The following is a 24,232-nucleotide window of genomic DNA, read 5'->3' as shown; positions in this document are numbered from 1 at the left end:
GCATCCACCAACGCAAACGTCAAACCTGGCTCGCACTGCCGGCCAGCGGAATAGAAGAGGTAGGCCATGGCCAAGACTGTGCAGGAGCGCTCGGCGAAAACCGCCAGGAAGCGCGTGGCACTTGCCGAAGAGGAATTGAGGCTCAGGGTTCGCCCCGGCACCCGCCAGGCGCTGGCCGAGCTGATGGAGTGGTCAGGCATTACTGAGCAAGGCGAGGCGATGACGCTGATGATTCATCACCTGCATGCGCTGGGTTCGGCAAAGTGCCAGCCACTGCTGAATCCGCCGCGCCACGTTTTCGAACCTACGGAAAGCGTGGCGCGGGAATTCCGAAATAAAAGCCTGCTCGCCATCCAGAAAGACCCGGGCGACGTGATCCTACACCCGCCACGCATGTGATCAATCTTTCGTGACCCTTTCCATTAGCGCTGAAAAGACCTCAATGGATACGGTGACGATTCCAGAGTTCGGATACTTAGGAGTCCTCCACGGGTCAATGAGGGCCAGCGCAGTAAACAAAGAGTTGACGATGCCGACCTGGTTTTGAATGAAGGTATTTACGTTCCCTGCCGGTTTGGGCACGCCCTCAGGTGTCGCGTACAGAATGGTATTCCTGAAGTTCGCACGTTGCTCAATGAGGGTGCGAATTTCAGAGATCTTTTCAAATCCTAAGAGAAGCTTCATCTCATCTTGAAATTCTTCAGCAAGCGTCCTTTCTCCCTGCATGATTATGTGAAGTGGAGGCGTCGGCTGAACCTGCACATCCAAATTTCCGAGCTGTAATCCCAAGTGCAGTCCGACACGACCGTCCACTTGATCGAAGAATATGCGGTGCTGGCCGAAATTATCACCTGCTTGTGCTTTTCGATTACCAAACCATTGAATGACTGTACTGACAAATAAAATTACCGCGTGCTTGTGCGCATGATGCCTAAAGTACAACTTTGAAGATCCTGGATAATTCTGCTCTTTTAGGGAAAATATTAGGGCTGTAGCTGCTTCCTCTTCCGCACAGATTGCCCGAAACGCGGCCATCATTGGATCGATCGCAGATATCTCAATCGCTTTCTCAATATGAGAAACCGCATTTACAGACGCCCATTTGGTTCTGCCCGAGCACCCATCTATGAAATCCCGGAATTGGGCCAGAACCTGTGCGCCGCCATCCAACGTGTTCTCGTCCATGAACCAACTCTCTTCGAATTTAAATTTTCAGAAAACTATCCCAACCCAAACCAAATTGCCACCACCGGTCACGGAGGGCGGCGCCTGACTGGAGATAATCCATGAAAGAGCATGAAAGAACCGCGCTCGCCGCCCGGGTCGCAGAAGACCTGGCCCAACACCAATACACCCAACTGGTGAATGAAAACGGCGTCGAGGTTTGGCGCTGCGCACGACCAGGCAGCAGCTGCTACGGGTTCGACATCTGTGTTACCCGCTTCGGCATGAGCATGATGGGCGATATCGGCCCGCTCGTGTTCCACGTCGGCTCCAGCTACGGCCTCAACTTTTTACGCCATCAGAGCGACGGGTATCTGCATGAGAAGCTGGATGGCGACATCAAGCGCGTGGTGATCGACTTCGACGCGATCCGCGATACGGTGTGTGAGTGCGTCGCCGGCCGGATCGATTACGAATTGCCGAGCGATGAAGTGCCTGAGTGGATAGCTGGCATCCCGAATAAGGGCGCCACCCTGGAGCAGGCCGAACAACTTGTTGAATGGCTGCGTGAGCGCGATGAGGCAGAAGACGAGCGCTTTCCGTTCGCCGAACTGGCTGACGTAGTTGAGGAGGTTGAGGTCTTTGCCGATGGCCGCGACAGCGAGGTGGTGCTGGCCTATGACTTCCTGCGCGAGCACGAAGAATTGATTGGTGGCAGCGACCTCTGGGAGTCGACGATCAGCAAGCCATGCCCAAGCCTGATGGCTCGCCTGTACTACGTGCGCCACGCCGCTAACGCCATCATGGCGATAAAAGAAGCGACCAGCGCCGCCGCCTGATCCGGCTCCATGCCGGTCACCCGTAATACTCCATGTCAACGAATCACGCCAGCCAGGCATGACAGGGCGCGCCTCAGCGCTTGTCGTGAACTATCGAGGGCCAAGCACTAAAGAAAATTATCACTCCTGGAATCAATACGTAGATCCAGTTGTTGCTTGGATACAAAACAAGTCCGCTGATCCATATAATCACAAAAGCACCACCCACTCGACGCCGATGCTTGGGGATGAACCACTCGCGGAACGCTTCAAGCTTTTTACTGGCCATTACCACTGTCCCTGTTTGATAAGCAGCAAAGCATACCACCCACTTGAACGAATCAAACCAACCACGCACTATCGCGCCAATGGCTCCGAATACTCGCTAACCTCCTTTCTATAAGTCGCCAGATCAATTATTTGCCGCAAGCAAATTACGATCTCCAGTTTCTGCCTGTCGTCTGGAAGACCAATCCACTTGAGCATCTCGCCTGCGTCTTCCTCGATTGCTGCAAGTGCATCGATATCGCTTTGCAGTCTCATATAGGCCTCCTGCCTGGATGAGTTATTCAAATACCATTACTCCTAAAATCAACATCAAGCCAGCCGACGAGGTTCCCATATGTCCGATATCACATACGGTTCTGTGTGCAGCGGCATCAAGGCCGCGACACAAGCGTGCACCCGCTGGGCATGCGCACCGCCTGGTNATACTCCTAAAATCAACATCAAGCCAGCCGACGAGGTTCCCATATGTCCGATATCACATACGGTTCTGTGTGCAGCGGCATCAAGGCCGCGACACAAGCGTGCACCCGCTGGGCATGCGCACCGCCTGGTTCGCGGAGATCGAGCCGTTCCCCTCGGCGGTTGTTGCCCAACACAAACGAGGACATGACCATTCTGGCGGCTAATGTACGAGCAGACGCGGTCGAAGGCATTACAACGAGCATGGCAGCAAAGAACCTGGGCATTCACATCAAGCGCGTGACGTTGATCGCTCAGGAGAACGGCTTCAAGTTCGCCGACACCCCATGTGGCGCATCAATAACCAGATGCAACAGCGTCGCCGTTAGACATGGCTTGATTTGCCAGCATATGGAATCGAAGAGGTAGTCCATGTCAAGACTGCTCAGGAACGATCGGCCAAGGCTGCGCAGAAGCGACTGGCGGGCGACGAATATTTTTTACCGGTCTGAGCTCGTCAGCCGAACCATTTCATTTTTTGAACCCCGCCTTACCGCGGCAGTCATGATTTTTTAGAGGGCTAAAAGCCCCGCGTGGCATAAAGCCTCAGAACCTTGTGTGTGGAGTCGATGATGACCAGTGACAGTTTCGACTTGCCAGTCGCAGCGCTACGTCCTGCAGAAAAAATTCTTAGAGAGATAGAGACTGCTGGATCAATGATATTGGCTGTTAAATACGGTGCGAAAGCTCATGGCTTTGTGATCGGCCTGACATGCGTAGGCGCAATCACAGAAGAGCAAGGCGAGGTACTTATCCTTCAGTTTGACAGGGCAACGGAGCGCAAGCTCAGGGAGTTGTCGATATAGCCTGCGCATCCGCTCCAGAAGATCCAGTATCGCTAGACGGGTGCAATGGCAGGAACGACACCTTTTGTCGTTACTGAAAAGGTGTCGCAGATCATCATGGCAGCGGCCTGAAGTCGCTCGCCGATGACCCGCCTGAGCCTGACGACCAAATTGAAGCTCCAAAATAGCCCTTGCGGCATGCTGACCCGCTATCTAAGAGACAAGTCGATCCATCGTTCGGCTGATTCTTGGCACTCTGCCAACGCTTGATCTTTGGTTGCCCAGTGCCGCCCTTCCACTATTTCGACTGGAGTTTTTGCCGCTTCTTGTCCTGGAATGCTAAGCCTGGCCGCAACGGGAATTTCGCTGTTGCCACGCCATTTGAAATCTATCAGGACGGTAACCACCTTCTTTGTCAGATATTCAACGGGATGTGGCCTATCAACAGATAGTGACATTTCGCTCTCTTTGATCCGGCTCCATGCCGGTCATCCGTAATACCCCATATCAACGCATCACGCCAGCCGGCAAGGTAGAGGCTGGTGCTGATATAGGTCATGAAAGTAATAATTTGTGCTCTCAGCGTCGCACGGAGAACACTATTTGCTACGATTTGCCGAACTCCCGATATTCACATCCTCCTCCGCCTGTAAATGTTGTGAGCTGAAGATCCTTGAGAGCGTCGACGAAGTACTCGGGTGGCGATGACATGCCTAGATAAGCATCCGTCATTCCGAATACAGAAAAGTGATTGATGACTTTACTCGCAAGCCTGAGCGAAAGCATCGGATCATCCATGGACACTCTAGTTTTAATTCCTTCAATGATGAATACGCCGATATCGGAATCAAGATCAAAATCAAATCGCAGATAGTTCCCCGTAAGCATTAGCTGATCAACCATCCACGTTTTTAGCTCTCTCAAGCCCATTGCAGGGTACTTATTCGTTTTACCTAGCAACTCTTTGAAAAAGCTTGACCATGCCTTAAATTCTTCGCCATTAGCCTCCATGCTGAATGGACGTTTCAGGTGACGATTATTTGGAAAAATATCATTATACAATCTATCTTTCTCCTTAAATCGCACCAACAATTCCTTTTCCATTTGCGTTAACAACGCCTCAAACTGTTGTCTATGCATTATGTAAGCCTGCATACGAGAAAACACTCTACTGTCACTCGCAGCTTCACTTGAAATCAATGCAGACTTCCAAGCCGCGAACGCGGCGAACGCAGCAGCTACCGCTGAAGCTCCAGCTACAAGATCACTAATCCCAATGTCTTTTTTCCAAACCAATTGAGGGAGCATATTGAAATAAATGCCCCCAGCGAAAAAGAGTCCAATACAACCAACCCAGATTACCCAATCTTTTTTCAAAGCACTCTCCAGACTTCATCCACCAGATGATTATGCCGTAGCTATTTTACGCCGGCGAGTATTCCCCATGTCCGCACGAAACAAAACACAGCCCTTCGATTTCAAAACCCAATACGGACTCGGCTTCAACCCTCAGGACGATGAGATCGTTGTCGACTTCTTTTGTGGCGGCGGCGGCGCCGGTACCGGGCTGGAAATGGGCCTGGGCCGCACGGTGAACGTGGCGAAGAACCACAGCCCGCAAGCGATCAGCATGCACACAGTGAACCACCCCGGCGCACAGCACTTCACTACCGACGTTTTCGAGGGTGACCCGGACACCGAGTGTGGCGGCAAGGCCGTGGGCTGGTTCCACATGTCGCCGGACTGCACGCACCACTCCCAGGCCGCCGGTGGTCAACCGCGCAAGCGCGAGATCCGCAACCTGTCGTGGATCGGGCTCAAGTGGGCAGGCATGAAGCGGCCCCGGGTGATCAGCCTCGAGAACGTGAAGCAGATCCTGCAATGGGGCCGACTGATCGCCAAGCGCGACAAGGCCACCGGCCGGGTGGTGAAACTCGGCGGCGACGTTGCGGCACCCGGTGAAGTCGTGCCGGTGGGCCAGCAATTCCTGATCCCTGATCCAAAGCAGCGCGGCCGGACCTGGCGACGATTCGTGGCCTTGCTGGAAGGCATGGGCTATGTCGTTGAGTGGAAAGTGATTCGGGCATGCGACTTCGGCGCGCCCACCAGCCGGGAGCGCCTGTTCATGATCGCCCGGTGCGACGGGCAGCCGATCGTGTGGCCCGAGCCAACCCATGCCAAGAACCCCGCCAAGGGACAGCTGAAGTGGAAAACAGCCGCTGACTGCATCGACTTCACCGACCTGGGCAAAAGCATCTTTGGCCGCAAGAGGGACCTGGCACCGGCCACCCTGCGCCGAGTTGCCAAGGGCATGAAGAAGTTTGTCATCGACAGCGCGGCGCCGTTCATTGTGCCGATAGCCAACTGGTCAGGGGAAACGGTGCAGTCGGCCGACGAGCCGCAGCGCACCGTAACCTCTTACCCCAAGGGCGGCGCCTTCTCGGTTGTGAGCCCGACCATCGCCCCGGCGACGCACCAGGGCAGCGATCGCATCAATGACCCGCTCGAGCCGCTGCCGACGGTGACCTGCGCGAATCGCGGTGAACTAACTTTGATCAGCCCTACGTTGATTCAGTCGGGGTACGGCGAGCGCCCTGGACAGGAACCACGGGTGCCAGGCCTTGATCAACCCCTAGGCACCGTGGTCGCCGGCGGCGTCAAGCATGCGCTGACCAGCTCGATTTTGGTGCGGGCCGGTGGCCCGGTGTACGCCGGAAACCCGGTAACAGCAGATCAGCCCATCGGCACGCTCATGACCCATAGCCACCGCGCGGTCGCATCGGCCTGCATCGTCCAAGCTGGGCATGGTGAGGGTTCCGGCGCAAACAAGCGGCGCTCCCACGGGGTGAACGACATCTGCGGCCCGGTCGGCACCGTCACTGCCAGCGGCGGCGGACAGTCAGTCAGCGCCGCGGTGATGATCCAGGCGAACGGTGGATTCAACACCACGCATGCCAAGGGCATGCACGAACCCATGACCACGGTCACCAACACCGGCAGCCAGCAGCAACTGGCAACAGCGCACCTGGTGCACATGCGCGGCAACTGTGATGCACGGGACGTGAACGACCCGCTACACACCGTCAGCGCCGGCGGCCAGCACCACGGGTTGGTCTGCGCATTCATGGAGCGGGCATTCGGCGGCAGTGTTGGCCAGGGCTTGGATGATCCGGCGCCGACGATCACGGCCGGCGGCGGTGGCAAGAGCTCGCTGGTGTCGCTCACCCTGTCGCCGGAGCATGAAGCGGGCGCCCTGCGCGTCGCCGCCTTCCTGATCAGCTACTACGGCACCGAGAACATCAGCGCTTGCGACTCGCCTGCGCCGACCATCACCACCAAGGACCGCCTGGCGATGGTTACCGTGATGGTGAAGGGTACGCCCTACGTTATCGTCGACATTTGCCTGCGGATGCTGAAGCCGGCCGAGCTGTACAAGGCCCAGGGCTTCCCGGCCGACTACATCATCAGCCACGGCGCCGACGGCAAGCCGTTCACCAAGACCCAGCAGGTGCACATGTGCGGTAACAGCGTCAGTCCTCCGCCTATGGCAGCGCTGGCCAGAGCCAACGACCCGTGGCGAGTGGCTGAACGCCAGGCGGAAGCGGCTTAAAGCCATCCCAGCTCCTTGAGCGAACAAATAATCGCTAGGCTCAGGGAAATCAGTTCCAGTACATCAATCAGGGTTTGCATGTTTGCAGCACCGTTTCGTTTAGGTGCCACTGATTCTGATGTCACGACGGATCTGGCTGTATACCTGAAACCTGTCGTTAGCCTTCCTACAAGTCGCAACTTTCTCTCACGCCTACCCCATTGACAGCACTAAACCGCCCGAGCATGGCCCGGCAAGGACTCCCCATGCCTACAGAAAACAAACTCGCCGCACCGCTGAAGGTTGAGCGCTCGACAGTCACGAAGCTGGTCATCACCGGCGCGCCGCGGCTGGACCCGATCACCGTCTTCCTCGAGGACTTCGGTCGGCGCGACTGCCCGACCGAATCCGATCCGAATTACCAGACCGCCCAGGGCAAGATCACCATCAACTGCTGGGACAACAGCTGGAACGCCTACTGGGGTGGGATGGGCCCGCGCACCGTCGCCGAGTTCGTCGCCGACTGCGGCTGGGACTACGTCTTGCACTGCCTGGATCGTGGGATCAGCCCAACTGTATTCAGTGGAGACGCACTTCACACCCTGGCCAAGAAGTGCATCGCCCAGCGGCGCAGGCAACAGGCCGGGCGACACGATTGGGAGCTTGGGGAGTTGAGCAAATATGAAGCCCGTGAGCTTTGGCATGGCATCGATGTGTTGCGCAGCATCGAGAGCCCGAGCGAATGCTGGCATCAAAGCGCGCTACTGACTGAACTGTTCGGCGAGGAATGGCATTACCCGCTCGACGGTAAGGCGGTCGAAGAGAACCACAAATTCACCTACCTTCGCCGAGTGGTCGAGGCAGTCCAGTCAGCCCTCCGCCAGAAACAGCGGACATCGACCACCTGACTTGCCTCAAATGTTTTTGAACATACCTATCAGAACGGACTGGGTTGCCGAGCGAAACACCATCCCATAACGGATCATGCAGTGAGGTCACAGCCATAACATTAGTAATATCGTGGCAAACTTGATATCGAGAGCCGAACGCAGACACTACTTCCAAGCTAAACAAAAGATATTTATCATTAGTGCTCTCCGACTGATTGTTGTCAATATCGTAACTAACTTCGAGTATCTTAATATCGCTCGGCTCAATTACAAAACTAGTTACTTGACCACCTGACACAACGGTAAAAGGTCTAGGGTCTCTCAGATTCCCATGACAGCTTGGACCGCGAAGAATATCTACACTTTTAACACAAAGGGCTTGCTTTCCGGTATTACTAACACTGTAGCTCAAATTCGTTTTAGCTCTGCTGACGAACTTACGATGCTGAATATAGATATTACGCTCATCAGTTTTCACCGACACCACCTCACCACTTTGCGAGCGCTCTAACATAGTTAGCGTTAAATCCGCTGGCTTATGAACATTAGCGAAGTAAAAACCCGCCGCTGCAATGAGCAGTGCGACTACAGAAACACCAATCGTTATAAAGTCTTTGAGCTGAAATTCCATGAGCGCCCCCATTAAGATGCGCTCAAGCATAACATCCCCAACTCCCCCCTCCCCCTTCGAAGTCAGCCGCTATAGCGGCAAGGACGACTCATGTCTCAAGTAAAGGAACGGCCGATCCTGTTCTCGGCGCCGATGGTGCGCGCCATCCTGGAAGGCAGGAAGACGGTCACACGGCGTGCGGTGAACTCTAAACCGCGGCTAACTGACGGTTCGGACTTTGCGTGGAAAGGCCATCTGTTCGGTTGTGGCTCCGATGACCGTGAGACTGCTCGCAACTTCTCCAAGCATTGCTGCCCATACGGTCAGTCCGGCGACCGGCTGTGGGTGCGCGAGACCTGGGCGGCAGACGCACAGGTTGATGCGGTAGCGCCGCGAGACCTGAGCCAAGGCGAGCCGATCCAGTACCCGGCAGATGGGGCGGTCCGGCAGACAGGATGCTCGATGATCGCGCCAGGCAAAGGCCGCCCCTCTATACACATGCCGCGCTGGGCCAGCCGCATCCTGCTGGAGATCACCGACGTGCGCGTCGAGCGGTTGCAGGACATCAGCGAAGACCAGGCCAAGGCCGAGGGATGCTTCTTCACCGACTATGGGCAGGCCTGCTTCCACGGTGGACGGGGGATCCGGGACGCAACCGAGTGCGAATACCCCGCCAGCAAACACCAGCAACGCCCAGGCTGGATGTGGAACAAGACGAACAGCCAAGAGCAATGCCTCGACTCAGCCCGCAACGCCTTCGGCAATCTGTGGAACTCGGTCGGCGGCGACTGGGGCGCCAACCCGTGGGTCTGGGTGGTCGAGTTCAAACGGGTGTAGCGCAAACTGACGAAGATCAGCGCTTTGCTCGTTGGGAGAGCCCGATAGCCATAAAGGCGATGCCGGGTATCCAAAAGCCAGGGTTAGATGTCCCCAAGCCGACTGCAAGTAGTGATACACCGACAGCAAACATATGCGCTCCTCCCTGAAAAACTATCCATTCCATATCCACCCATTTAAGCATAAACCGGCCATCAAAACGGCCAAGGACGAAGTCATGCCTGAAGAAATCACGTTGATCCAGCCAGCCCCGGTCGTGCGCGACGAATACGGAATGTTCGCTCACCCCGATATGCCCGACTTCGACGAAGGCGACGGTGATAAGTGCAAGGCCTGGATCGCTGCACAGGGCCTGCAGGTGAAGATGGTGAGCCTCGAATACCACAGCGACGAAGCGGTCTCTGAGCGCTATTTCGAAGCTGGCGACCCTGACTGCAGTTACTGGGAGCCGGATCGGCCTGATGGCGAAGGCTGGTTCTGCCTGGCTATTCACGACACAGACGACGGTCCTGTCTGCTGGTGGGCACGCCGAGAGGTTACGCCATGATCGCCCCCTGTGGTTCGCCTACGTCTTCATCTACCGAGGGCCCAGGCCGTGAGTAATTTCCACTGTAAATAGTCGGGAAACCGACACTTCAACGCGCCGACCATCAAGGCTCACCAAACAAGGAGAGCCACATGAGAGCGTTCGCACAAGCAATTATCACAATTGCACCAGTGACCAACCGCAAATCCAGGAATCGTTTCCTCCGTGAATGCGACAGATGGTCCAACCGCCTATACAGGCGGGATTTGATCAGCCTTCAACAACGCCAGGATCTGCGCCGGCAAATCGCAGCAGCGTGCTTGGTGGCGTTGATGTAACCCCCACATGCCTGTCGTTGGGCGGATTCACGGCAACTGACTATCGATCCATCGTTCAGCTGCCGCCATCGCTTCATCAAGCGCTGCCGGATAGTCAGGCCAAGGGCCTTCTAACTCTGCGGCAACCTCACCCAACCCATTGATGGGTGCTGGTTCAATGATCTTTGCGGCAACAGGGCTCTCGTCGTTCGGGCGGCGCCAGTCGAACTTGAGAACCATCACGTGGCCCCGGTAAACGTGAGCTATCGGAGCATCGAAGTTGTGTGACACGTCCATGCCTCATCACGAACTTAGTTGAACCCTTTTGTACACCGCTTCGGTCCTGTTTGAAATATAGGCAGAAAGCTATCACTCCAATCCCCTATACGCCGCCCAGCGCGGCTAGGACACACCCCATGTTCGCTATGAAACTCACCCTGATACTGCTGGGCGCTTTTCTGTACCTGGTCGGAACACTCGGCTGGCTCTTCTGGTTCGGCCCTGACCTTGTCGCCACCGGCACCAACGGTGCACTGATCTACGCCTTCGTCGGCACCTGCGCTTGGCTGCTGATCAGCTTCGCCATTGCCATCCACATCATCAAGACAGCGCGGCCCACGGTGGGCGGGAGGTAATTATGGAAATTCACTTTCTGTCACATGAGGAGGTTTGCACGCTCACCGGCGCAAGGACAAAAGCCGGGCAGGTGCAAGTGCTCAGGCGAAACGGGATTCGCCACACCATCAAGCGCAGCGGCTGGCCTTGCGTCATAGCCAATGCGCTAACCGGAGAGGCGATCATCGAAACTACGACAAAACCAAAATGGCAGCCGCGGCTGGTGAGTTAAATGGGAAGGAAACCAACACAGCCTGACAGCGTTACGCGCTTAAGGAAGCGGAAGCAACGTAGCGGAACTATCTATTACTACTACGACCTCGGGGGATCGCCGAGGAAGGAACTTGCCCTGGGCAGCGACTATGGAATAGCTATCGTGGAGTACGCAAAGCTTGAGAAGAGCCGCGCGTCCTCGGCCCTGGCCCAAGACGTGCTGACCTTTGCCTACGTGGCAAACATCTACATGCATGAGGTGGTGCCTACCAAGAGCTTGGCCACTCAAAAGGACAACACTCGGGAGCTGAAGCAGCTGCTGAAATTCTTCGATGATCCGCCCGCGCCGCTGGAGGCGATCGAGCCTCAACACGTCGTCCAATACCTGCGGCAGCGCGGCAAGACAGCTCCGGTGCGCGCCAATCGTGAGAAAGCTCTACTCAGCGCCATCTGGAACTTTGCCCGAAGCAGCGGTTATACGGCCCTGGCCAACCCGTGCGCCGGCGTTAAGGGGCACAAGGAGTCCGGGCGTGATCAGTACATCGAGGACGAGATGTTCGCCCTGGTTTATCAGCACGCTGAACAACCGCTACGGGACGCGCTCGATTTGTTCTACCTGACCGGGCAGCGCATCGCTGACACCCTGAAAATGGATGAGCGAGATATCCGCGACAACAGGCTGTCCGTGAAGCAAGGTAAGACGAATGCAAAAAGGAGGATTGAGATAACGGGCGAGCTGAAGGTTGTGATTGATCGAATCATGGCCAGGAAGGATGGGCACAAGATCAGGACAAGCAGGCTCATCGTTATGGAGAACGGGCAGCCAATGACCAGCAGCATGTTGCGCGGGAGGTTTGACGCGGCCCGGGAAGCAGCCGGTGTTGAGAAAGGAGATTTTCAGATGCGCGACTTGCGAGCTAAGGCCGGTACCGACAAGGCAGAATCGAGCGGTGATATCTTGCAAGCACGTGATCAGCTCGGGCACACCACCGTGGTCATGACCGAGAACTACATCCGCAAAAGGATCGGCAAAAAGGTCACTCCGACGAAGTGAATTCTGCACCGCAATCATTTTCGCCCCCTTGAAAACAAAGGGCTGCAAGGTGTCTTAAGAGAGCGCATAGCGGTGCAGAATTGACGCTATCTCATTGTTTTAAAACAAATACATTATGGACTTAAAATCCCCCGCTCGTAAGGGCGTCCCGGTTCGATTCCGGGTTCGGGCACCATAGATATCAAGGGCTTGCCAGGGAAACCTGGGCAGGCCCTTATCTTTTCTGTTCCGCAATTCTTAGATCTGTTCCGCAACTCCCTTCCCACCGGTGTTCTGCCGAACAAATACCTGCCCCTACTTGCAAGACACCGACCATAGCTGATCCAACCTTGTCGTATAGCTCTGACTCATCATTTCCCGGCGCATCCCCCAGAGGGGATTCGTCGGCACGCTAGCAGATCGCAGCGTCCCCCTTCCCCACCGTTCGTTGATCTGGTCGAGTACAGCCATAACCTGGGTCGCCTCGGTCGGCTGCGATATTGCGAAAAGATTGTCGGTGTATTCGCCTGGCTGGCACAGGTTTAGCAGCATCACTTCAGCCTTGCTGTACTTGAAACCTGGCCGGAAGATCTTATCCAGAGCATCAACCGCGGCCTTTGTGAGCAAGCGCACGTCGTCGGTGGGATAAGGCATATCGACTACCACGCCGTTGGCGTACTTCGCCTCTTGCGGGTTGAACATCCCGGTTCGGATGCAGACACGGACCTTCTTGCAGAGTGACTTTTGCGCACGCAGCTTTTCCGAGGCTCGCAACATGTAGGTGGCCACCGCTTCCCTAATCGGTGACAGCTCGGTCAGCCGCATGCCAAACATGCGGCTACAGCAGATTTCTTGCTTCGGCACATCGGGATCGTCCAGCTCCAGGCACGACGTGCCGGCCAGTTCACGCGCCGTCTTTTCGATCACTACGCTGAATTTCTTGCGCAGCGTCCAAGGATCCGCCTTGGCGAGGTCCATCGCTGATTTTATGCCCATTGCGTCAAGGTGGAGTTTCATTTTGCGGCCCACGCCCCACACTTCGCAGACGTCAGTATTGCGCAGTACCCAATCGCGCTTGACCGGATCGGTGATGTTCACCACGCCACCTGTCTGAGCTTGCAGTCGCTTTGCCGTGTGGTTGGCCAGCTTGGCCAAGGTTTTGGTGCTCGCTATTCCAACCCCCACGGGGATGCCAGTGCAGCGCAGCACCCGCTCCCGGATCTGACGACCCAAAGCATCCAGCTCGGGAATACCCGATAGGTCAGCAAACGCCTCATCGATACTGTAAATCTCGACGGCAGGAACCATCGATTCGATCAGAGTCATCACTCGCTCGCTCATGTCACCATAGAGCGCGTAGTTGGATGAAAAAGGAACGATGCCATGCTGCTTCAGCTTGTGTTTGATTTGGAAATACGGCTCGCCCATCTTGATAAACGGCTTGGCGTCGTAACTGCGAGCGATGACGCAACCGTCGTTATTGCTCAATACAACGATGGGCACCTTAGCCAGATCCGGTCGAAAGACCCGCTCGCAACTTGCATAGAAGCTATTGCAGTCAATCAGTGCAAAGACTGGCGCGTCAGACATGACTGCGCACCGTGCTGGTAATCACGCCCCAAATTGATAGCTCGTCACCCTCCAAAACATACCTCGCTGGGTATTTCGGATTTTCTGACAGGAGAATCACCTCCTTCCCGCGCTTGCACAGTCGCTTACAGACGGGATCATTGTTCAAAAGAGCGACAACGACGTGCCCGTGGGCCGGCTCAATTGACCGGTCAACAACTGCCAGGTCTCCCTCAAAAATTCCCGCCCCTTGCATGCTTTCTCCAGTAATAGCGATGAGATAGACGTGCGGCGCCCTGATATTTAGGACCTCATCCAATGAGATATGCTGCTCGATGTGATCGGCCGCCGGTGACGGGAAGCCAGCGGGCACACGAAACGAGCAGAAAGGCAGCTTCGTGCCGCCTTCGGATATAGGACCTAAAATGGTGAAGCTCATGATGCAGCCTTCTACATATACTGTACGAATGTACAGTTAACTTTGAAGCCGGCTTGCGGTCAATTTTTCTGTAGGAGATTTCGACAGATGGAGAGGTGCCTATGTGCGGAAGACTTTCACAATACATCGGACGGAGGACACCATGTCCACCCTTCAAAGGCCTGGGCTACACCAAGCGAGATACAAGTGGTCGAAACTCCATTTTTCTAGCGTAATTCGTAAACCAAAACTGCTTGGGCTAGTTCGACGTCGCTGACTGAGCTCGTTTCATTCTGAGTACGCAAAACCTCGAATGCAGCCTCCAGGCCCACGCCTCTAATAACTCCATCACTCGCGACAAAAGCTGCAGCATCATTGCGTGCGGCAAGTACCTTTCGGTCACCCTTCTTTGAACTATTCTGACTACTTTCTTGACTGTCTTCGGTAAGCGAAACGGGGGAAAGGGTCACAGCAAGGCTCGATGAGACAATCGCTCCAAAGGCCGAAACCTTGACCGGCCTGCCATCACCAGCGATTACGGGAAAACTGCACGAAAAACCGAGCATAAGTACAACAATCAGTTTGCGCAAAGATCCACTCCACAGGTATGCATCATCCTTTCGGGGCTGAATCTACCTTCTTCCACGCCAGGCATCCAGCGTGGATGGAATGCCAGTGGCGCACATCTGATCAGTTGTAGCTTTTGACCTCCACCCCATAAGGAACTGAGCACACCAAAGGGCGGATCAGCATGGAGTGCAGCGGATGTAGCACTGTTACGTAAGCTGGCCGCAGGCAATACTCCGACCCGCGTCATCGGTTTGAAGCTCCCCCTCGTCCGGCGTCCTGCCAAATCCATGCTCCCTCCTCAAATCTCAACCGAACTACCCGCGCATTCAAACGCTCTACCGAAAGACGCCTGAACATCTCCAGGCCAACCCGCAGGAGTGGACTATGTCTGACGATCTGAAAAACCGTGGCCCTCAAGACCGTGCTCGAGTGAACACTTCAGAAGCTTGGGAGTTGAAGTATTGGACGAAGGAGTTTGGCGTGACTGAGCAACAGCTCAAGGATGCGGTAAAAGCCGTCGGCCCGATGGTTGCAGATGTGCGTAAGAAACTCGGCAAATAGCATAAAACTCGCCCTGCGCTTCTGCGGGGCGCTTTAATGATCGTCGCCCATCTGCATTAAGGCATCGGCCGTACTCTGGATATGCTCACGCATCCACACCTTGCCCAGCCAATCCTCGGGAATACCTTGCACACCATAATAGGCGCCGGCCACCTGCCCAACGATTGCTGCGGTAGTGTCCGCATCGTCTCCCAGGTTCGCAGCCATCAGCACGGCCTCGGCAAAGCTATCCGTCTGGTGCAAGCACCACAGTGCCGCTTCCAGCGAAGCGACTGCATAACCTGAGCCGACAATGTCAACGCAGGCCTTTTCTCGATAGTGCCCTTGGGCAATGGCTATCACTTTTGGCTCGGTCAAGCCGGATCGGCAGCGTCAAAATCACCTTTGTGCAGCAGGCTCTCAGCCAGACAGGGCGCCATGGAGGTGTCGTCAGTCCATTGACCAGGCTGGAGATTAAAAGGGCCTGCGCCGATCATGCCAGTAACAGCCTCAAATGAACCACGCGGCATAAACTCAACCGTGGTTCCTACGGCGTCACCGCAGGCCAGGCCCAGCAGACAGCCACGAAAACGCTCCGACAGAGAGATGGGCATTTGTAATCAGCTCATAGATAAATCAGGTCGCAGCACTATTGCAGTCCCACTCTGCTCGGTATGTAAGAGGCGACTGACTAATGTGTGTGACGTGCAGCACTGTAGTAGCTACGAGGATAGCGTCCGCCGCAAGACAGGCTGATGACGCCAACACCAATGCTCCGTTAACAATCGTGAATGACTTCCCCGCAATCACATCCGCCACCTGACTCATCAGCCTAAGGCGTCCCTGCTGTTTTATAACGATATATCAACTAGTTATATATTATATTTAATTTTCAAATAACACTAAATCCAATAGTCATTTATAAAGACAAGCATAACAAGAAAGCAGCGAAAACGTGATAAGCATATAACACTCCAAATCAATGGACACGAAGGAATGTACACGTATGACTATCTTGGCGAAAAATCTTGTTAGCCCATTCACCACGTCGGCGCAATTCCGAACAAGTGAAGATTACCAGGCACTCTATAATTTTTCACACACCTATGATCGAGGAGGATTTAATTCCTTACAGGGGAAGCCGTCTTACACTATTGCGCAGGCAGCGGATGAAATAACTCGAGGAGGTTACTATTGGGGTGACAACGACCACAATGGGAAATACAACTTCACCTACAGCTTTCTGACTTCAGAAAGTCAAGCATTCGCCTCCGAGAATGTGTCTGGATTCAGCGCATTCAACGCTCAACAGAGATCCCAAGCAGCCCTTTCTTTCCAATCCTGGTCAGACGTCGCCAACATTTCATTCATCGAATCCAGAAGCGGAGGTGACGCACATATATCGCTGGGCAATTATAGTAATGACCTGCAGCATGGTGGTGCCAGATCAGCGTTTGGATTCTATCCAAATAACAGCGGAAATAGCGATGCGTTGTTTTATACCAATCAAAACTATCAAGAAAATTTAACACCGGCAAACGGCAATTACGGTCGTCAAACCTTGACCCATGAAATTGGTCACACGCTTGGACTGCAGCACCCAGGTTCGTACGACGCCAGTGTGGGTCAACCGTCGTATTCGGATGCGAAATATGCCGAAGATACACATGCTTACTCCGTGATGAGTTACTGGAGCGAGAGCAACACCAACCAGAACTTCAGTAAAGGTGGTGTCGAAGCCTATGCTGCCGGCCCGCTGATCGACGACATCGCCGCGATCCAGAAGCTCTACGGTGCCAACTACAGCACTCGCGCCGGTGACACGACCTACGGGTTCAACTCCAATACCGGGCGTGATTTCCTCACTGCCACATCCGATGCCGACAAGCTGGTGTTTTCGGTATGGGACGGCGGCGGCAAAGACACTCTGGACTTCTCCGGTTTCACTCAAAACCAGAAGATCAACCTCACTGCCACCTCGTTTTCTGATGTGGGCGGCCTGGTGGGCAACGTGTCGATCGCCAAGGGCGTCACCATCGAGAACGCATTCGGCGGTTCGGGCAACGACCTGATCATTGGTAACCAGGTCGCCAACCTCATCAAAGGCGGGGCCGGTAACGACCTCATCTACGGAGGTGGCGGCGCAGACCAATTGTGGGGCGGCGCCGGCAACGACACGTTCGTGTACGGTGCCAGTTCCGATTCCAGGCCAGGCGCTGCGGACAAGATCTTTGACTTCACCTCGGGCTCCGACAAGATCGACCTGTCGGGCATTACCAAGGGTGCGGGCTTGAGCTTCGTCAATGCGTTCACCGGCCATGCCGGCGATGCCGTGCTGAACTATGCCTCGGGTACCAACCTGGGCACCTTGGCCGTGGACTTCTCCGGGCACGGTGTGGCGGACTTCCTCGTCACCACCGTCGGCCAGGCAGCCGTCAGCGACATCGTGGCGTGATACAAAGCGCGGCGCTTCGCGCGCCGCGCTCAATGATTGGAAAGGAACTCACGATCAAATACTCGGTTCTACCCATGCAGCTGTGCCCCACTATTGCTGCAATGTGAAGCGGCTGCACTTCTCCCTAGTTGATTTCGGTTACGAAATTTTCGCGAGACCGCCGTACTTTTTTCAGGTTTACCAGCCAGTCAGACTCTGCTGCCCGATACCCCAAAGGCAGGAGCACCACACTGCGCAGATGCCTGGCTCCCAGTCCCAGAATCTCATCGACAGCCGATGGGTCGAAACCTTCCATGGGCGTCGCATCGACTTGCTCGGATGCCGCGGCGATTAAAGCCGAGCCGAGGCCGATATAGGCTTGGCGCGCAGCCGCTTGATAGTTGGCCTCCTGTCCACGCTCGGCGACTATACCGAGGAGCATTTGACGGTAATCTTCCCAACCCTGGTTGACGGTAGCTCGTACCGTATTGGTCAGGTCGAACATCATGTTGATACGCTCAGGCGTGATGTCATCCCAGGCGGCGAACACCAGTAAATGAGAGCAGTCAGTCACCTGGGACTGATTCCAGCTGACCGCCTTAATCTTTTCGCGAATTTGCGGATTGGTCACCACCAGCAATTCAAATGGCTGGAGCCCGCTTGACGTCGCCGTCAGGCGTACCGCCTCCAGGATTCGCTCCAGCTTTTCAGCAGGTATTGTCTTGGACGAATCGTAACTTTTCGTCGCATAACGCCAATTCAGCAACTCGGTTATTTTGCTCATTCTTCATATTCCACGTAGGTCAAAGGTGCTTATCCAGCCCAATCCGATTACCTTCCGGATTACGCTGCGGCTTATACTGCGGATTAAAGTCAACTTGAAGGTCAAGCAAAAAATGAAGATAGGCGAGATTGCGCGACGTACCGGCCTTGCTGCTTCAGCAATACGCTACTACGAGGAGCAAGGCCTGCTGGACGCCCCCACGCGCGACATGAACAACTATCGCTATTACAGCGAATCCACCATTAAGCGCCTGGAAGTCGTGATCCACGCGCAAAGGCTGGGTTTTTCCCTCGACACCATTCGTGGCCTTTTCCTTCATGACGGGAGCTGCTCCAAATCCCTCACTCTGGAACAGATCAATGTACGTCTGGAGGAGATACAGCAAATCGAAGCCACGCTAAAAGTGCAGCGTGAGGAGTTGTTGATGCTGCAACAAACCCTCGAAGAAAGCCTTCGTACTGGCATCACACCGGGATTGGATTGCCCGCGTAGCGCTGAGCGATCAAGGCCTGATCGAGCCGTAGTCATGCGAAGCAAGCACATGATGGCTGCCGGCAACTGAGGAAAACGCGATACTGCGGGATATAAATTGCTGTAAAACGATCAGCAAGAAAAAACCCCACAGCATCTGCGACCCTGTGAGGTTTTATCGCCAGCTGTACCGATGCCGCATCAAACCACGCTGATCATCTCTGCGCTCAGTTGTGCCGCATTGAACCCCACCAGGGTGACACTGCTGTCCCCCGCCAAAATCACGCTGTCACTGCCGTTCTGGGTGGTGGACCCGATTACAGCATCGGCGCTCGCAAACAACGACTTGGAGAACACCAGCAGATCATGCCCGTTCTGATGGATGTTGAAGTCGCTGATCACGTCGTGGCCGAACCCGCGCTGATCAAACAAAAACAAATCGCTGCCCACGCCACCACTGAGCTGGTCATTGCCCTGCCCGCCGATCAAAACATCATTACCGCTGGCGCCATACAGCGAGTCGTTACCCGTGCCGCCCAGCAGCGTGTCGTTGCCGTCACCGCCGTGCAGCAGGTCATTTCCGGCGCCACCGTCGAGCCGATCGTTGCCGTTCTGGCCGAATATCAGGTCGCGTGCTGCAGTGCCTTTCAGGGTGTCGGCCAGTTGGCTACCTTCAATAGATCTGGCGTAAGCCTTGTCGGCGCCGAACAGGCCATCGAAATCCAGCTTGCCGTTGGTGACCGTATAAGACGGCGTCAGCGCCTGCCCGATACCGCTGAAGATGCCACCGATAACAGGTAACTGACCGAGCGTGTTGGCAAGGCCGGTTTCGAACTCGACATGCTCTACGCCATGCAGTTCTTTAAGGCCGTATTGGCCGCTGCTATCGTTCAAAAACAACGTACCGTCGCTCAGTTTCACGGCTTCGTAGGAGGACGCCGTACCTTTGAGAAAGACTTTGTCATCGCCTGCACCGCCAGCGACGATATCGGTACCGGTACTGACTCGGAAACTGTCGTCACCACTGAACCCGTCGAGGAAATCATCGCTGCGACCATCCTGCAGCTTGTCTGCACTGTCGGTGCCCAGCAGGAAGGCCGGTGTACCGTAATGGTTGGAGGTGGCGGTCTGTTTGTCGCTGACCCAGGTGAAGCTGCGGCTGATCGCGTCGAGGTTGCTGATCACGATGGTGCTATCGCGCTCGATGTAATCGTAGAACGTCGACTGGGCAATGCGCTGGATGGGGTTGATGAAAATACCTTCGAGGTGCGCAGCCCATCCTGACAAGTTGGCAATGGAAAACGGACCGTTGGGCCAGGTTGGCAGGGCGTAGATCGTATCGAACAGCACGATATTGTCGGTCGTCGAGGTGTAACTGGCGTCACTCCCCTGAAGAGCGTCGATGATGGCGCTTCCCACGTTGGTTTCCTGCCCAGTGAGGCGGTGCACCACATCGTTTTCAAAACCGAAGTTGTAGATTCCGTCGCTGTTGCTGGACTTGGGCGACTCCATGCCAAAGTAGTCCGAATCCTTGAAGAAACCGTCTGCCAGCGTGTCCTTGCCGATATACATGCTGTTAGTCACTGAGCCGCCCTGGCTGTAGCCGGTCACCAGCACATCCTTACCGCTCAGGTTGTGGTCTATCGCGTAATCCTTGATTGAGTTGAGCAGGTACTCATAGCCGTTGATATACGAGTTGTCGATCATGGCCGGCCAGCCCAGCAGATCAGTCAGGGAGTTGGTGCCGGCAATGGAAAACCCCATTTTCAGCAATTGACCACTGTCATCGTATTGACCAAACACCCTGGCCTGGGAGCCGAACACGCCATCGCCGGTGAAACTTCCGGTGATATCGGTGTGACTGCTATCAACGCTCAGTTCATTGGCGCCGATTTCACGCCAGCCTTTGGGCAATGCAAAGGTGTTGCCCTCCCCCAGTACCGCCCCTGGAATGTTGTAGAGCGCGCCTACGGTCGCGACACCGCTGGTGTAAGTGGCGAGGTTCCAGGCATCTGAAATCAGCACACGGGCATCTTGACCCTTGTAATCGAATATAGCCATGTCAGTACTCCTTGAGCCCAGCGATCAACACCGAAGTCGACGGCAATAACTGATACGTCGGGCTAAACAATATGCATTGAAGTTGTTGTTGTGCATTCTGTTCAGGCTGCTTCTTTTCTTAATATCGACTTTGACCATTAAGGAAGCTTGTAAACATTAGCGTAGGAGTGCAGTGAGGAAGTGACCGACTATCGGATTAAAGGAGCATATTGTTAGGGATACATACGACATAACTGCCATGAGCAATATTTACTAAGCACGATAGAAAAATCTGTTTTTTTCGTGACCCATTGGTCAAAAAAGTAGGGCGCCGTGCTCTGCTCTGAAAAAGCAAAAATTTGATTGAGAACGAGACAAAAAATTGAAAAATGGAGGCGGAGAAAATGCCTGATTTATTAGCTCAGAACAACCAAAGAAACCTGTCACTTTTTACCCGATTTGCGACCTCACCTTTTTACCAGACTCAATTTACAGCTTCGGTCACGAGGCTTGCAGCTTGAAACTGAAAACCCACGAGACAGTACTTCAAATCCAGAACCTCCATGATCTTTAAATCTAAAACTGATGCCCTCAAGCTGATCGGCGGAAACATTTTCCAATTCTATCTCGCTCAAGTAAAAAGCACCGTTCGCTTCGGGAACTTTAAACCGACTCACCCCCATAAATTTTAAGCCAACTTCGTATTCAAAATGCTCAAACTCATAAAGCATGACAAGTCCAATCTCATACGTCGAGACATCCTCTCCCGAGTATTCTTGCCGAACGTTAAAGCTTAATACGAGATTCAAATTGTACAAATTAAATCCTGGAATAATTGAAAGTTTTTCAACCCCATCTATATTGCTTTCTATCGCTTGCACATCCCCTCCCAACACGAAAAATGGGAAAGTTTTATTTTTTGGATACTCAGTCGCCATATCTAATAGGACTCCTAAATCAAATAAATCTGTCACCTTTTTGAATTTCGCCCATCTGCATTAATGCATCGGCCGTACTCTGGATATGCTCACGCATCCACACCTTGCGCAGCCAATCCTCGGGAATACCTTGCACACCATAATAGGCACCGGCCACTTGCCCAACGATTGCTGTGGTAGTGTCCGCATCGTCTCCCAGGTTCGCAGCCATCAGCACGGCCTCGGCAAAGCTATCCATCTGGTGGAAGCACCACCGAATCGACTGCATAACCTGAGCCGACAATCTCAGCGCTGGCCTTTTCCCGGTAGTGCCCTTGGGGAATGGCTATCACTTTTGGCTCGGTCAAGCCGAAGCATTCCATTTGCAACACCTGCGTAAATCCGCCCTACTCCTCTCCCATAGCCAGCGATAAAAAATCGGACTCACAATTAAATAAAACACAGACACCATCTCTCTTCCCAACCAAGCTAATTGGCTTTTTAATTATTCCACCATCAACTGAAATCTCAACCATAAGGCTTTGATCTTCAAATGATCGCAACTCTTCAATTAATTGAGAAATGGTCTTACCACGTGTAATCCAATCTGAAATATCAGTTTTGCTCATTTTTAATTACCTATAGTTCTCATATTCACGTCAAAAATACCTGACCTCGAAGAAAAAAGAAAAAAGGGGAATAGGTTTATTTTTCAGAGACTCACCGCGATACCTAAAAGTACTCACCAACCCCAAAAAAACAAACGCCCCTCTTTTCCACGGCTAAGTAAAATACTATTCAAATCTGTCCCGTTTTTTATGCCATCTCATTTAAACGGGTCAAACAACATAGATTTACTTGAGCCTTGCGCCTTAAACAACAAAGCCAGCATCTGTTTAACTAATTCTGAAATTAAAGGATTAATGTTCACCACAGCAACCAACTCATCAACAAGTGAACTAAATTGCGTCCCGGAAACAGGTCATAATCATCAAAACTCAAGCTGGAAAGCATTGGAAATTGCTCGACATCCAGCCGAAAGAAAAAACTCGCTACATCCAAAGGAATCTCGATACGATCAAGACAGCCATCTTGGCCAACGGCGGCTAAATCTGTATCCCACATTATTAATGTAATACATAATTCAGAACGCCTTCCCAGGAAATGTGTTCACCAAGTTGCCTTGTGAGTCAGTAATTACCGTCATAAAGCTAGTGGACTGTCCACCTGTTTTGGCATCAACACCAATAGGTCTTCCCATATCAACCGTTCGAATAAAATTACCTAAAAAGGGGAGAGATTTATTTCCGGAGACTCACTCGCCATATCTAAAAGGACTCGTCAAATCAAATAAATCTGTCACCTTTTTTTCTCTTTTTCATCTGTTTTTCGTTTTTATACGCATCAATGCGCTACTTTAAAAGCGTCAGCCATTCCTTCCAAATACTCTTGCCAATTACAAAAAAGCCTATCAATATTTTGTTGATCTGTATATTCCTCAGGCTTATATCCGCCCTGCGCCGGCATATAGCGAACAAAATTTTCTATTTCAGTGGGAAAATCAAAATCCTCGTAAACCAACTCAACCGATCCAAGAGGATCAACGACATGACGCTGATTCTCATACAACTATTTAAGCGCAATGAACAAAAATTTTTGTTTCGACGTAAAAGCAAGCGTTTCTTTTTCCTGCTCAGAGAGCAAATACATCTTCCCTTCAATTTCCCGAATATCAATTTCACCCAAACAAATCAGATCAATTTCCAATGGTTCGACGGATCCGTTAGACACATTAAAATCGGCAAACTCTACAATAAACCTCCAATCCACCAGCCCTCGCTCATAACCCCACAGTACATCTCGCCAACATAAATCTACGCAGCTATAAATAAACGAATTCGGCTCCATAGGAAAATACATTTCACTTCACCTTTGGTGACGCTTAATCAAATAAATCTGTCACCTATTTTGCCCATCGCAGCAACGTTTGATCGAAAAATCATTCACGGCCTTCTGACAAGAACGGTCGGCATTTATGGCTTGAGCCAGAAACATCGACAGTGTTTCAGTCGGCGGGAACAAGCGTTGACGATGCTTGGGCATCACTGACTCGGCACGCTGTAGCAGCGCCGGATCGGCTAGCAGCTTAAAGAACGCATGGGCATTGCTGTTTTTGGCGTGCTGCTGAATGCGCTGCTGTTGATGCCTGGCGATTTGACGTCTACGATTCACGCGGGCTGTCCTTGTTCCAGTGGTGTGTGTTCGCAACTATCACCGTAGACCAAGGGCGGCCTTTTTCCATTTTTTTTGTAATCAGATCAGCCGGTTAGCTATTAAGTAAGTGC

General features: G+C 53.5%; 28 protein-coding genes and 3 pseudogenes. 13 read left to right on the top strand and 18 right to left on the bottom strand.

All coding sequences use genetic code 11. From position 1 onward, the window contains the following. The first annotated feature begins 66 nt into the window (after window positions 1-66). Window positions 67-399 (top strand): hypothetical protein, encoded by a 333-nt coding sequence (locus tag ASD70_RS25520; protein ID WP_056847743.1) that lies wholly within the window; start codon window positions 67-69, stop codon window positions 397-399. Here ASD70_RS25520 and ASD70_RS25515 read toward each other — a convergent pair whose 3' ends face one another. Continuing rightward, on the bottom strand, window positions 400-1,185 hold the full coding sequence (locus tag ASD70_RS25515) for a hypothetical protein (RefSeq protein ID WP_056847742.1): 786 nt from the start codon (window positions 1,183-1,185) through the stop codon (window positions 400-402). Window positions 1,186-1,286: 101 nt separating this feature from the next. Between ASD70_RS25515 and ASD70_RS25510 the strand changes: the two genes are divergently transcribed. Next, entirely contained in the window at window positions 1,287-2,003 is a 717-nt protein-coding gene (locus ASD70_RS25510) for a hypothetical protein (RefSeq protein WP_056847741.1), read from the top strand. A 336-nt stretch (window positions 2,004-2,339) separates the two neighbouring features. Here ASD70_RS25510 and ASD70_RS25505 read toward each other — a convergent pair whose 3' ends face one another. Further along, on the bottom strand, window positions 2,340-2,525 hold the full coding sequence (locus ASD70_RS25505; protein WP_056847740.1) for a hypothetical protein: 186 nt from the start codon (window positions 2,523-2,525) through the stop codon (window positions 2,340-2,342). A 776-nt stretch (window positions 2,526-3,301) separates the two neighbouring features. Between ASD70_RS25505 and ASD70_RS25495 the strand changes: the two genes are divergently transcribed. After that, complete coding sequence (locus ASD70_RS25495; protein WP_056847738.1) at window positions 3,302-3,535, top strand: hypothetical protein; 234 nt, start codon at window positions 3,302-3,304, stop codon at window positions 3,533-3,535. Window positions 3,536-3,723: 188 nt separating this feature from the next. Here ASD70_RS25495 and ASD70_RS29000 read toward each other — a convergent pair whose 3' ends face one another. Together ASD70_RS29000 and ASD70_RS25490 are read right to left on the bottom strand one after the other, a co-directional pair. Then, window positions 3,724-3,972 carry a hypothetical protein gene (locus ASD70_RS29000; RefSeq protein ID WP_156382943.1) on the bottom strand — a complete coding sequence of 83 codons (249 nt, stop codon included), beginning with the start codon at window positions 3,970-3,972 and terminating at the stop codon, window positions 3,724-3,726. Between the two features lie 148 nt (window positions 3,973-4,120). Then, a complete protein-coding gene (locus ASD70_RS25490; protein WP_056847737.1) occupies window positions 4,121-4,891 on the bottom strand; it encodes a hypothetical protein in 771 nt (256 codons plus the stop codon). 67 nt (window positions 4,892-4,958) lie between these two features. Here ASD70_RS25490 and ASD70_RS25485 point away from each other — a divergent pair, with 67 nt between their 5' ends. Next, window positions 4,959-7,124, top strand: coding sequence for a DNA cytosine methyltransferase (locus ASD70_RS25485; protein WP_056847736.1), 2,166 nt, complete (start codon window positions 4,959-4,961; stop codon window positions 7,122-7,124). Window positions 7,125-7,369: 245 nt separating this feature from the next. Next, window positions 7,370-8,011: a hypothetical protein gene (locus ASD70_RS25480; RefSeq protein WP_056847735.1), complete on the top strand. Its 642-nt coding sequence runs from the start codon at window positions 7,370-7,372 to the stop codon at window positions 8,009-8,011. On the opposite strand, the gene ASD70_RS28995 is transcribed toward ASD70_RS25480, so the two are convergent. Further along, window positions 7,938-8,654 carry a hypothetical protein gene (locus ASD70_RS28995; RefSeq protein WP_156382942.1) on the bottom strand — a complete coding sequence of 239 codons (717 nt, stop codon included), beginning with the start codon at window positions 8,652-8,654 and terminating at the stop codon, window positions 7,938-7,940. The genes ASD70_RS25480 and ASD70_RS28995 overlap by 74 nt on opposite strands. Window positions 8,655-8,714: 60 nt before the next feature. On the opposite strand from ASD70_RS28995, the gene ASD70_RS25475 reads away from it, so the two are divergent. Continuing rightward, the gene (locus ASD70_RS25475; protein ID WP_056847734.1) at window positions 8,715-9,440 is read left to right on the top strand and encodes a hypothetical protein; all 726 of its coding nucleotides are present in this window, start codon (window positions 8,715-8,717) and stop codon (window positions 9,438-9,440) included. Window positions 9,441-9,657: 217 nt separating this feature from the next. Then, the gene (locus ASD70_RS25470; protein WP_056847894.1) at window positions 9,658-9,987 is read left to right on the top strand and encodes a hypothetical protein; all 330 of its coding nucleotides are present in this window, start codon (window positions 9,658-9,660) and stop codon (window positions 9,985-9,987) included. Window positions 9,988-10,331: 344 nt separating this feature from the next. Here ASD70_RS25470 and ASD70_RS25460 read toward each other — a convergent pair whose 3' ends face one another. Next, entirely contained in the window at window positions 10,332-10,523 is a 192-nt protein-coding gene (locus tag ASD70_RS25460) for a hypothetical protein (protein ID WP_236708743.1), read from the bottom strand. Between the two features lie 176 nt (window positions 10,524-10,699). Between ASD70_RS25460 and ASD70_RS25455 the strand changes: the two genes are divergently transcribed. From ASD70_RS25455 to ASD70_RS25445, 3 genes are read left to right on the top strand one after another with little or no spacing between them, the layout of a single operon-like run. Continuing rightward, window positions 10,700-10,918: a hypothetical protein gene (locus ASD70_RS25455; protein WP_056847732.1), complete on the top strand. Its 219-nt coding sequence runs from the start codon at window positions 10,700-10,702 to the stop codon at window positions 10,916-10,918. Between the two features lie 2 nt (window positions 10,919-10,920). Next, complete coding sequence (locus ASD70_RS25450; protein WP_056847731.1) at window positions 10,921-11,130, top strand: DUF4224 domain-containing protein; 210 nt, start codon at window positions 10,921-10,923, stop codon at window positions 11,128-11,130. Then, window positions 11,131-12,165: a site-specific integrase gene (locus ASD70_RS25445; RefSeq protein WP_056847730.1), complete on the top strand. Its 1,035-nt coding sequence runs from the start codon at window positions 11,131-11,133 to the stop codon at window positions 12,163-12,165. 294 nt (window positions 12,166-12,459) lie between these two features. On the opposite strand, the gene umuC is transcribed toward ASD70_RS25445, so the two are convergent. The 3 genes from umuC to ASD70_RS28705 all read right to left on the bottom strand — a co-directional run bounded on the left by umuC (window position 12,460) and on the right by ASD70_RS28705 (window position 14,721). Then, a complete protein-coding gene (gene umuC, locus ASD70_RS25440; protein ID WP_056847729.1) occupies window positions 12,460-13,734 on the bottom strand; it encodes a translesion error-prone DNA polymerase V subunit UmuC in 1,275 nt (424 codons plus the stop codon). After that, window positions 13,727-14,152 carry a LexA family protein gene (locus tag ASD70_RS25435; protein ID WP_034135895.1) on the bottom strand — a complete coding sequence of 142 codons (426 nt, stop codon included), beginning with the start codon at window positions 14,150-14,152 and terminating at the stop codon, window positions 13,727-13,729. Before ASD70_RS25435 ends, umuC begins: the two co-directional genes overlap by 8 nt. A 206-nt stretch (window positions 14,153-14,358) precedes the next feature. Then, window positions 14,359-14,721 carry a DUF2388 domain-containing protein gene (locus ASD70_RS28705; RefSeq protein WP_233518700.1) on the bottom strand — a complete coding sequence of 121 codons (363 nt, stop codon included), beginning with the start codon at window positions 14,719-14,721 and terminating at the stop codon, window positions 14,359-14,361. A 364-nt stretch (window positions 14,722-15,085) separates the two neighbouring features. Here ASD70_RS28705 and ASD70_RS28700 point away from each other — a divergent pair, with 364 nt between their 5' ends. Next, window positions 15,086-15,262, top strand: coding sequence for a DUF3606 domain-containing protein (locus ASD70_RS28700; protein WP_080944622.1), 177 nt, complete (start codon window positions 15,086-15,088; stop codon window positions 15,260-15,262). 33 nt (window positions 15,263-15,295) lie between these two features. Here the strand turns inward: ASD70_RS28700 and ASD70_RS28695 are convergent. Further along, window positions 15,296-15,855, bottom strand: a pseudogene (locus ASD70_RS28695) (ADP-ribosylglycohydrolase family protein). A gap of 392 nt (window positions 15,856-16,247) precedes the next feature. Here ASD70_RS28695 and ASD70_RS25420 point away from each other — a divergent pair. Beyond that, window positions 16,248-17,696: a serralysin family metalloprotease gene (locus ASD70_RS25420; protein ID WP_056847726.1), complete on the top strand. Its 1,449-nt coding sequence runs from the start codon at window positions 16,248-16,250 to the stop codon at window positions 17,694-17,696. Window positions 17,697-17,820: 124 nt separating this feature from the next. Here ASD70_RS25420 and ASD70_RS25415 read toward each other — a convergent pair whose 3' ends face one another. Further along, window positions 17,821-18,459, bottom strand: a complete 639-nt coding sequence (locus tag ASD70_RS25415; RefSeq protein ID WP_056847725.1) for an NAD(P)H-dependent oxidoreductase — start codon at window positions 18,457-18,459, stop codon at window positions 17,821-17,823. A gap of 94 nt (window positions 18,460-18,553) precedes the next feature. On the opposite strand from ASD70_RS25415, the gene ASD70_RS25410 reads away from it, so the two are divergent. Continuing rightward, window positions 18,554-19,021, top strand: a complete 468-nt coding sequence (locus tag ASD70_RS25410) for a MerR family transcriptional regulator (protein WP_236708742.1) — start codon at window positions 18,554-18,556, stop codon at window positions 19,019-19,021. A gap of 110 nt (window positions 19,022-19,131) precedes the next feature. On the opposite strand, the gene ASD70_RS25405 is transcribed toward ASD70_RS25410, so the two are convergent. From ASD70_RS25405 to ASD70_RS25380, 7 genes and pseudogenes are all read right to left on the bottom strand, one after another. After that, entirely contained in the window at window positions 19,132-20,991 is a 1,860-nt protein-coding gene (locus ASD70_RS25405) for a calcium-binding protein (RefSeq protein ID WP_056847724.1), read from the bottom strand. A 446-nt stretch (window positions 20,992-21,437) separates the two neighbouring features. Next, a complete protein-coding gene (locus tag ASD70_RS25400) occupies window positions 21,438-21,908 on the bottom strand; it encodes a hypothetical protein (protein WP_236708741.1) in 471 nt (156 codons plus the stop codon). A 19-nt stretch (window positions 21,909-21,927) separates the two neighbouring features. After that, a complete protein-coding gene (locus ASD70_RS25395) occupies window positions 21,928-22,146 on the bottom strand; it encodes an ADP-ribosylglycohydrolase family protein (RefSeq protein WP_442965940.1) in 219 nt (72 codons plus the stop codon). A 148-nt stretch (window positions 22,147-22,294) separates the two neighbouring features. Then, entirely contained in the window at window positions 22,295-22,516 is a 222-nt protein-coding gene (locus ASD70_RS28690; RefSeq protein WP_082561473.1) for a hypothetical protein, read from the bottom strand. A gap of 298 nt (window positions 22,517-22,814) precedes the next feature. Further along, the gene (locus tag ASD70_RS29665; protein WP_056847722.1) at window positions 22,815-23,012 is read right to left on the bottom strand and encodes a hypothetical protein; all 198 of its coding nucleotides are present in this window, start codon (window positions 23,010-23,012) and stop codon (window positions 22,815-22,817) included. A gap of 279 nt (window positions 23,013-23,291) precedes the next feature. Next, window positions 23,292-23,795 (bottom strand): annotated as a pseudogene (locus ASD70_RS29660) (DUF2247 family protein). A 63-nt stretch (window positions 23,796-23,858) separates the two neighbouring features. Continuing rightward, a pseudogene (locus ASD70_RS25380) lies at window positions 23,859-24,119 on the bottom strand (IS4 family transposase); the annotation flags it as partial. Window positions 24,120-24,232: the final 113 nt, after the last annotated feature.

Source organism: Pseudomonas sp. Root569, from assembly GCF_001427465.1.
Lineage (GTDB): Bacteria > Pseudomonadota > Gammaproteobacteria > Pseudomonadales > Pseudomonadaceae > Aquipseudomonas > Aquipseudomonas synxantha.
This window is presented reverse-complemented; position numbering and strand designations above follow the sequence as displayed.

What these genes read in the sequence shown, in the direction of transcription:
- ASD70_RS25520 (WP_056847743.1), top strand. Translation starts at nt 67, where the DNA reads ATGGCCAAGACTGTGCAGGAGCGCTCGGCGAAAACCGCCAGGAAGCGC.
- ASD70_RS25515 (WP_056847742.1), bottom strand. Translation starts at nt 1,185, where the DNA reads ATGGACGAGAACACGTTGGATGGCGGCGCACAGGTTCTGGCCCAATTC.
- ASD70_RS25510 (WP_056847741.1), top strand. Translation starts at nt 1,287, where the DNA reads ATGAAAGAGCATGAAAGAACCGCGCTCGCCGCCCGGGTCGCAGAAGAC.
- ASD70_RS25505 (WP_056847740.1), bottom strand. Translation starts at nt 2,525, where the DNA reads ATGAGACTGCAAAGCGATATCGATGCACTTGCAGCAATCGAGGAAGAC.
- ASD70_RS25495 (WP_056847738.1), top strand. Translation starts at nt 3,302, where the DNA reads ATGACCAGTGACAGTTTCGACTTGCCAGTCGCAGCGCTACGTCCTGCA.
- ASD70_RS29000 (WP_156382943.1), bottom strand. Translation starts at nt 3,972, where the DNA reads ATGTCACTATCTGTTGATAGGCCACATCCCGTTGAATATCTGACAAAG.
- ASD70_RS25485 (WP_056847736.1), top strand. Translation starts at nt 4,959, where the DNA reads ATGTCCGCACGAAACAAAACACAGCCCTTCGATTTCAAAACCCAATAC.
- ASD70_RS25480 (WP_056847735.1), top strand. Translation starts at nt 7,370, where the DNA reads ATGCCTACAGAAAACAAACTCGCCGCACCGCTGAAGGTTGAGCGCTCG.
- ASD70_RS28995 (WP_156382942.1), bottom strand. Translation starts at nt 8,654, where the DNA reads ATGCTTGAGCGCATCTTAATGGGGGCGCTCATGGAATTTCAGCTCAAA.
- ASD70_RS25475 (WP_056847734.1), top strand. Translation starts at nt 8,715, where the DNA reads ATGTCTCAAGTAAAGGAACGGCCGATCCTGTTCTCGGCGCCGATGGTG.
- ASD70_RS25470 (WP_056847894.1), top strand. Translation starts at nt 9,658, where the DNA reads ATGCCTGAAGAAATCACGTTGATCCAGCCAGCCCCGGTCGTGCGCGAC.
- ASD70_RS25460 (WP_236708743.1), bottom strand. Translation starts at nt 10,523, where the DNA reads ATGGTTCTCAAGTTCGACTGGCGCCGCCCGAACGACGAGAGCCCTGTT.
- ASD70_RS25455 (WP_056847732.1), top strand. Translation starts at nt 10,700, where the DNA reads ATGTTCGCTATGAAACTCACCCTGATACTGCTGGGCGCTTTTCTGTAC.
- ASD70_RS25450 (WP_056847731.1), top strand. Translation starts at nt 10,921, where the DNA reads ATGGAAATTCACTTTCTGTCACATGAGGAGGTTTGCACGCTCACCGGC.
- ASD70_RS25445 (WP_056847730.1), top strand. Translation starts at nt 11,131, where the DNA reads ATGGGAAGGAAACCAACACAGCCTGACAGCGTTACGCGCTTAAGGAAG.
- umuC (WP_056847729.1), bottom strand. Translation starts at nt 13,734, where the DNA reads ATGTCTGACGCGCCAGTCTTTGCACTGATTGACTGCAATAGCTTCTAT.
- ASD70_RS25435 (WP_034135895.1), bottom strand. Translation starts at nt 14,152, where the DNA reads ATGAGCTTCACCATTTTAGGTCCTATATCCGAAGGCGGCACGAAGCTG.
- ASD70_RS28700 (WP_080944622.1), top strand. Translation starts at nt 15,086, where the DNA reads ATGTCTGACGATCTGAAAAACCGTGGCCCTCAAGACCGTGCTCGAGTG.
- ASD70_RS25420 (WP_056847726.1), top strand. Translation starts at nt 16,248, where the DNA reads ATGACTATCTTGGCGAAAAATCTTGTTAGCCCATTCACCACGTCGGCG.
- ASD70_RS25415 (WP_056847725.1), bottom strand. Translation starts at nt 18,459, where the DNA reads ATGAGCAAAATAACCGAGTTGCTGAATTGGCGTTATGCGACGAAAAGT.
- ASD70_RS25405 (WP_056847724.1), bottom strand. Translation starts at nt 20,991, where the DNA reads ATGGCTATATTCGATTACAAGGGTCAAGATGCCCGTGTGCTGATTTCA.
- ASD70_RS25400 (WP_236708741.1), bottom strand. Translation starts at nt 21,908, where the DNA reads ATGGCGACTGAGTATCCAAAAAATAAAACTTTCCCATTTTTCGTGTTG.
- ASD70_RS25395 (WP_442965940.1), bottom strand. Translation starts at nt 22,146, where the DNA reads ATGGATAGCTTTGCCGAGGCCGTGCTGATGGCTGCGAACCTGGGAGAC.
- ASD70_RS28690 (WP_082561473.1), bottom strand. Translation starts at nt 22,516, where the DNA reads ATGAGCAAAACTGATATTTCAGATTGGATTACACGTGGTAAGACCATT.
- ASD70_RS29665 (WP_056847722.1), bottom strand. Translation starts at nt 23,012, where the DNA reads ATGTGGGATACAGATTTAGCCGCCGTTGGCCAAGATGGCTGTCTTGAT.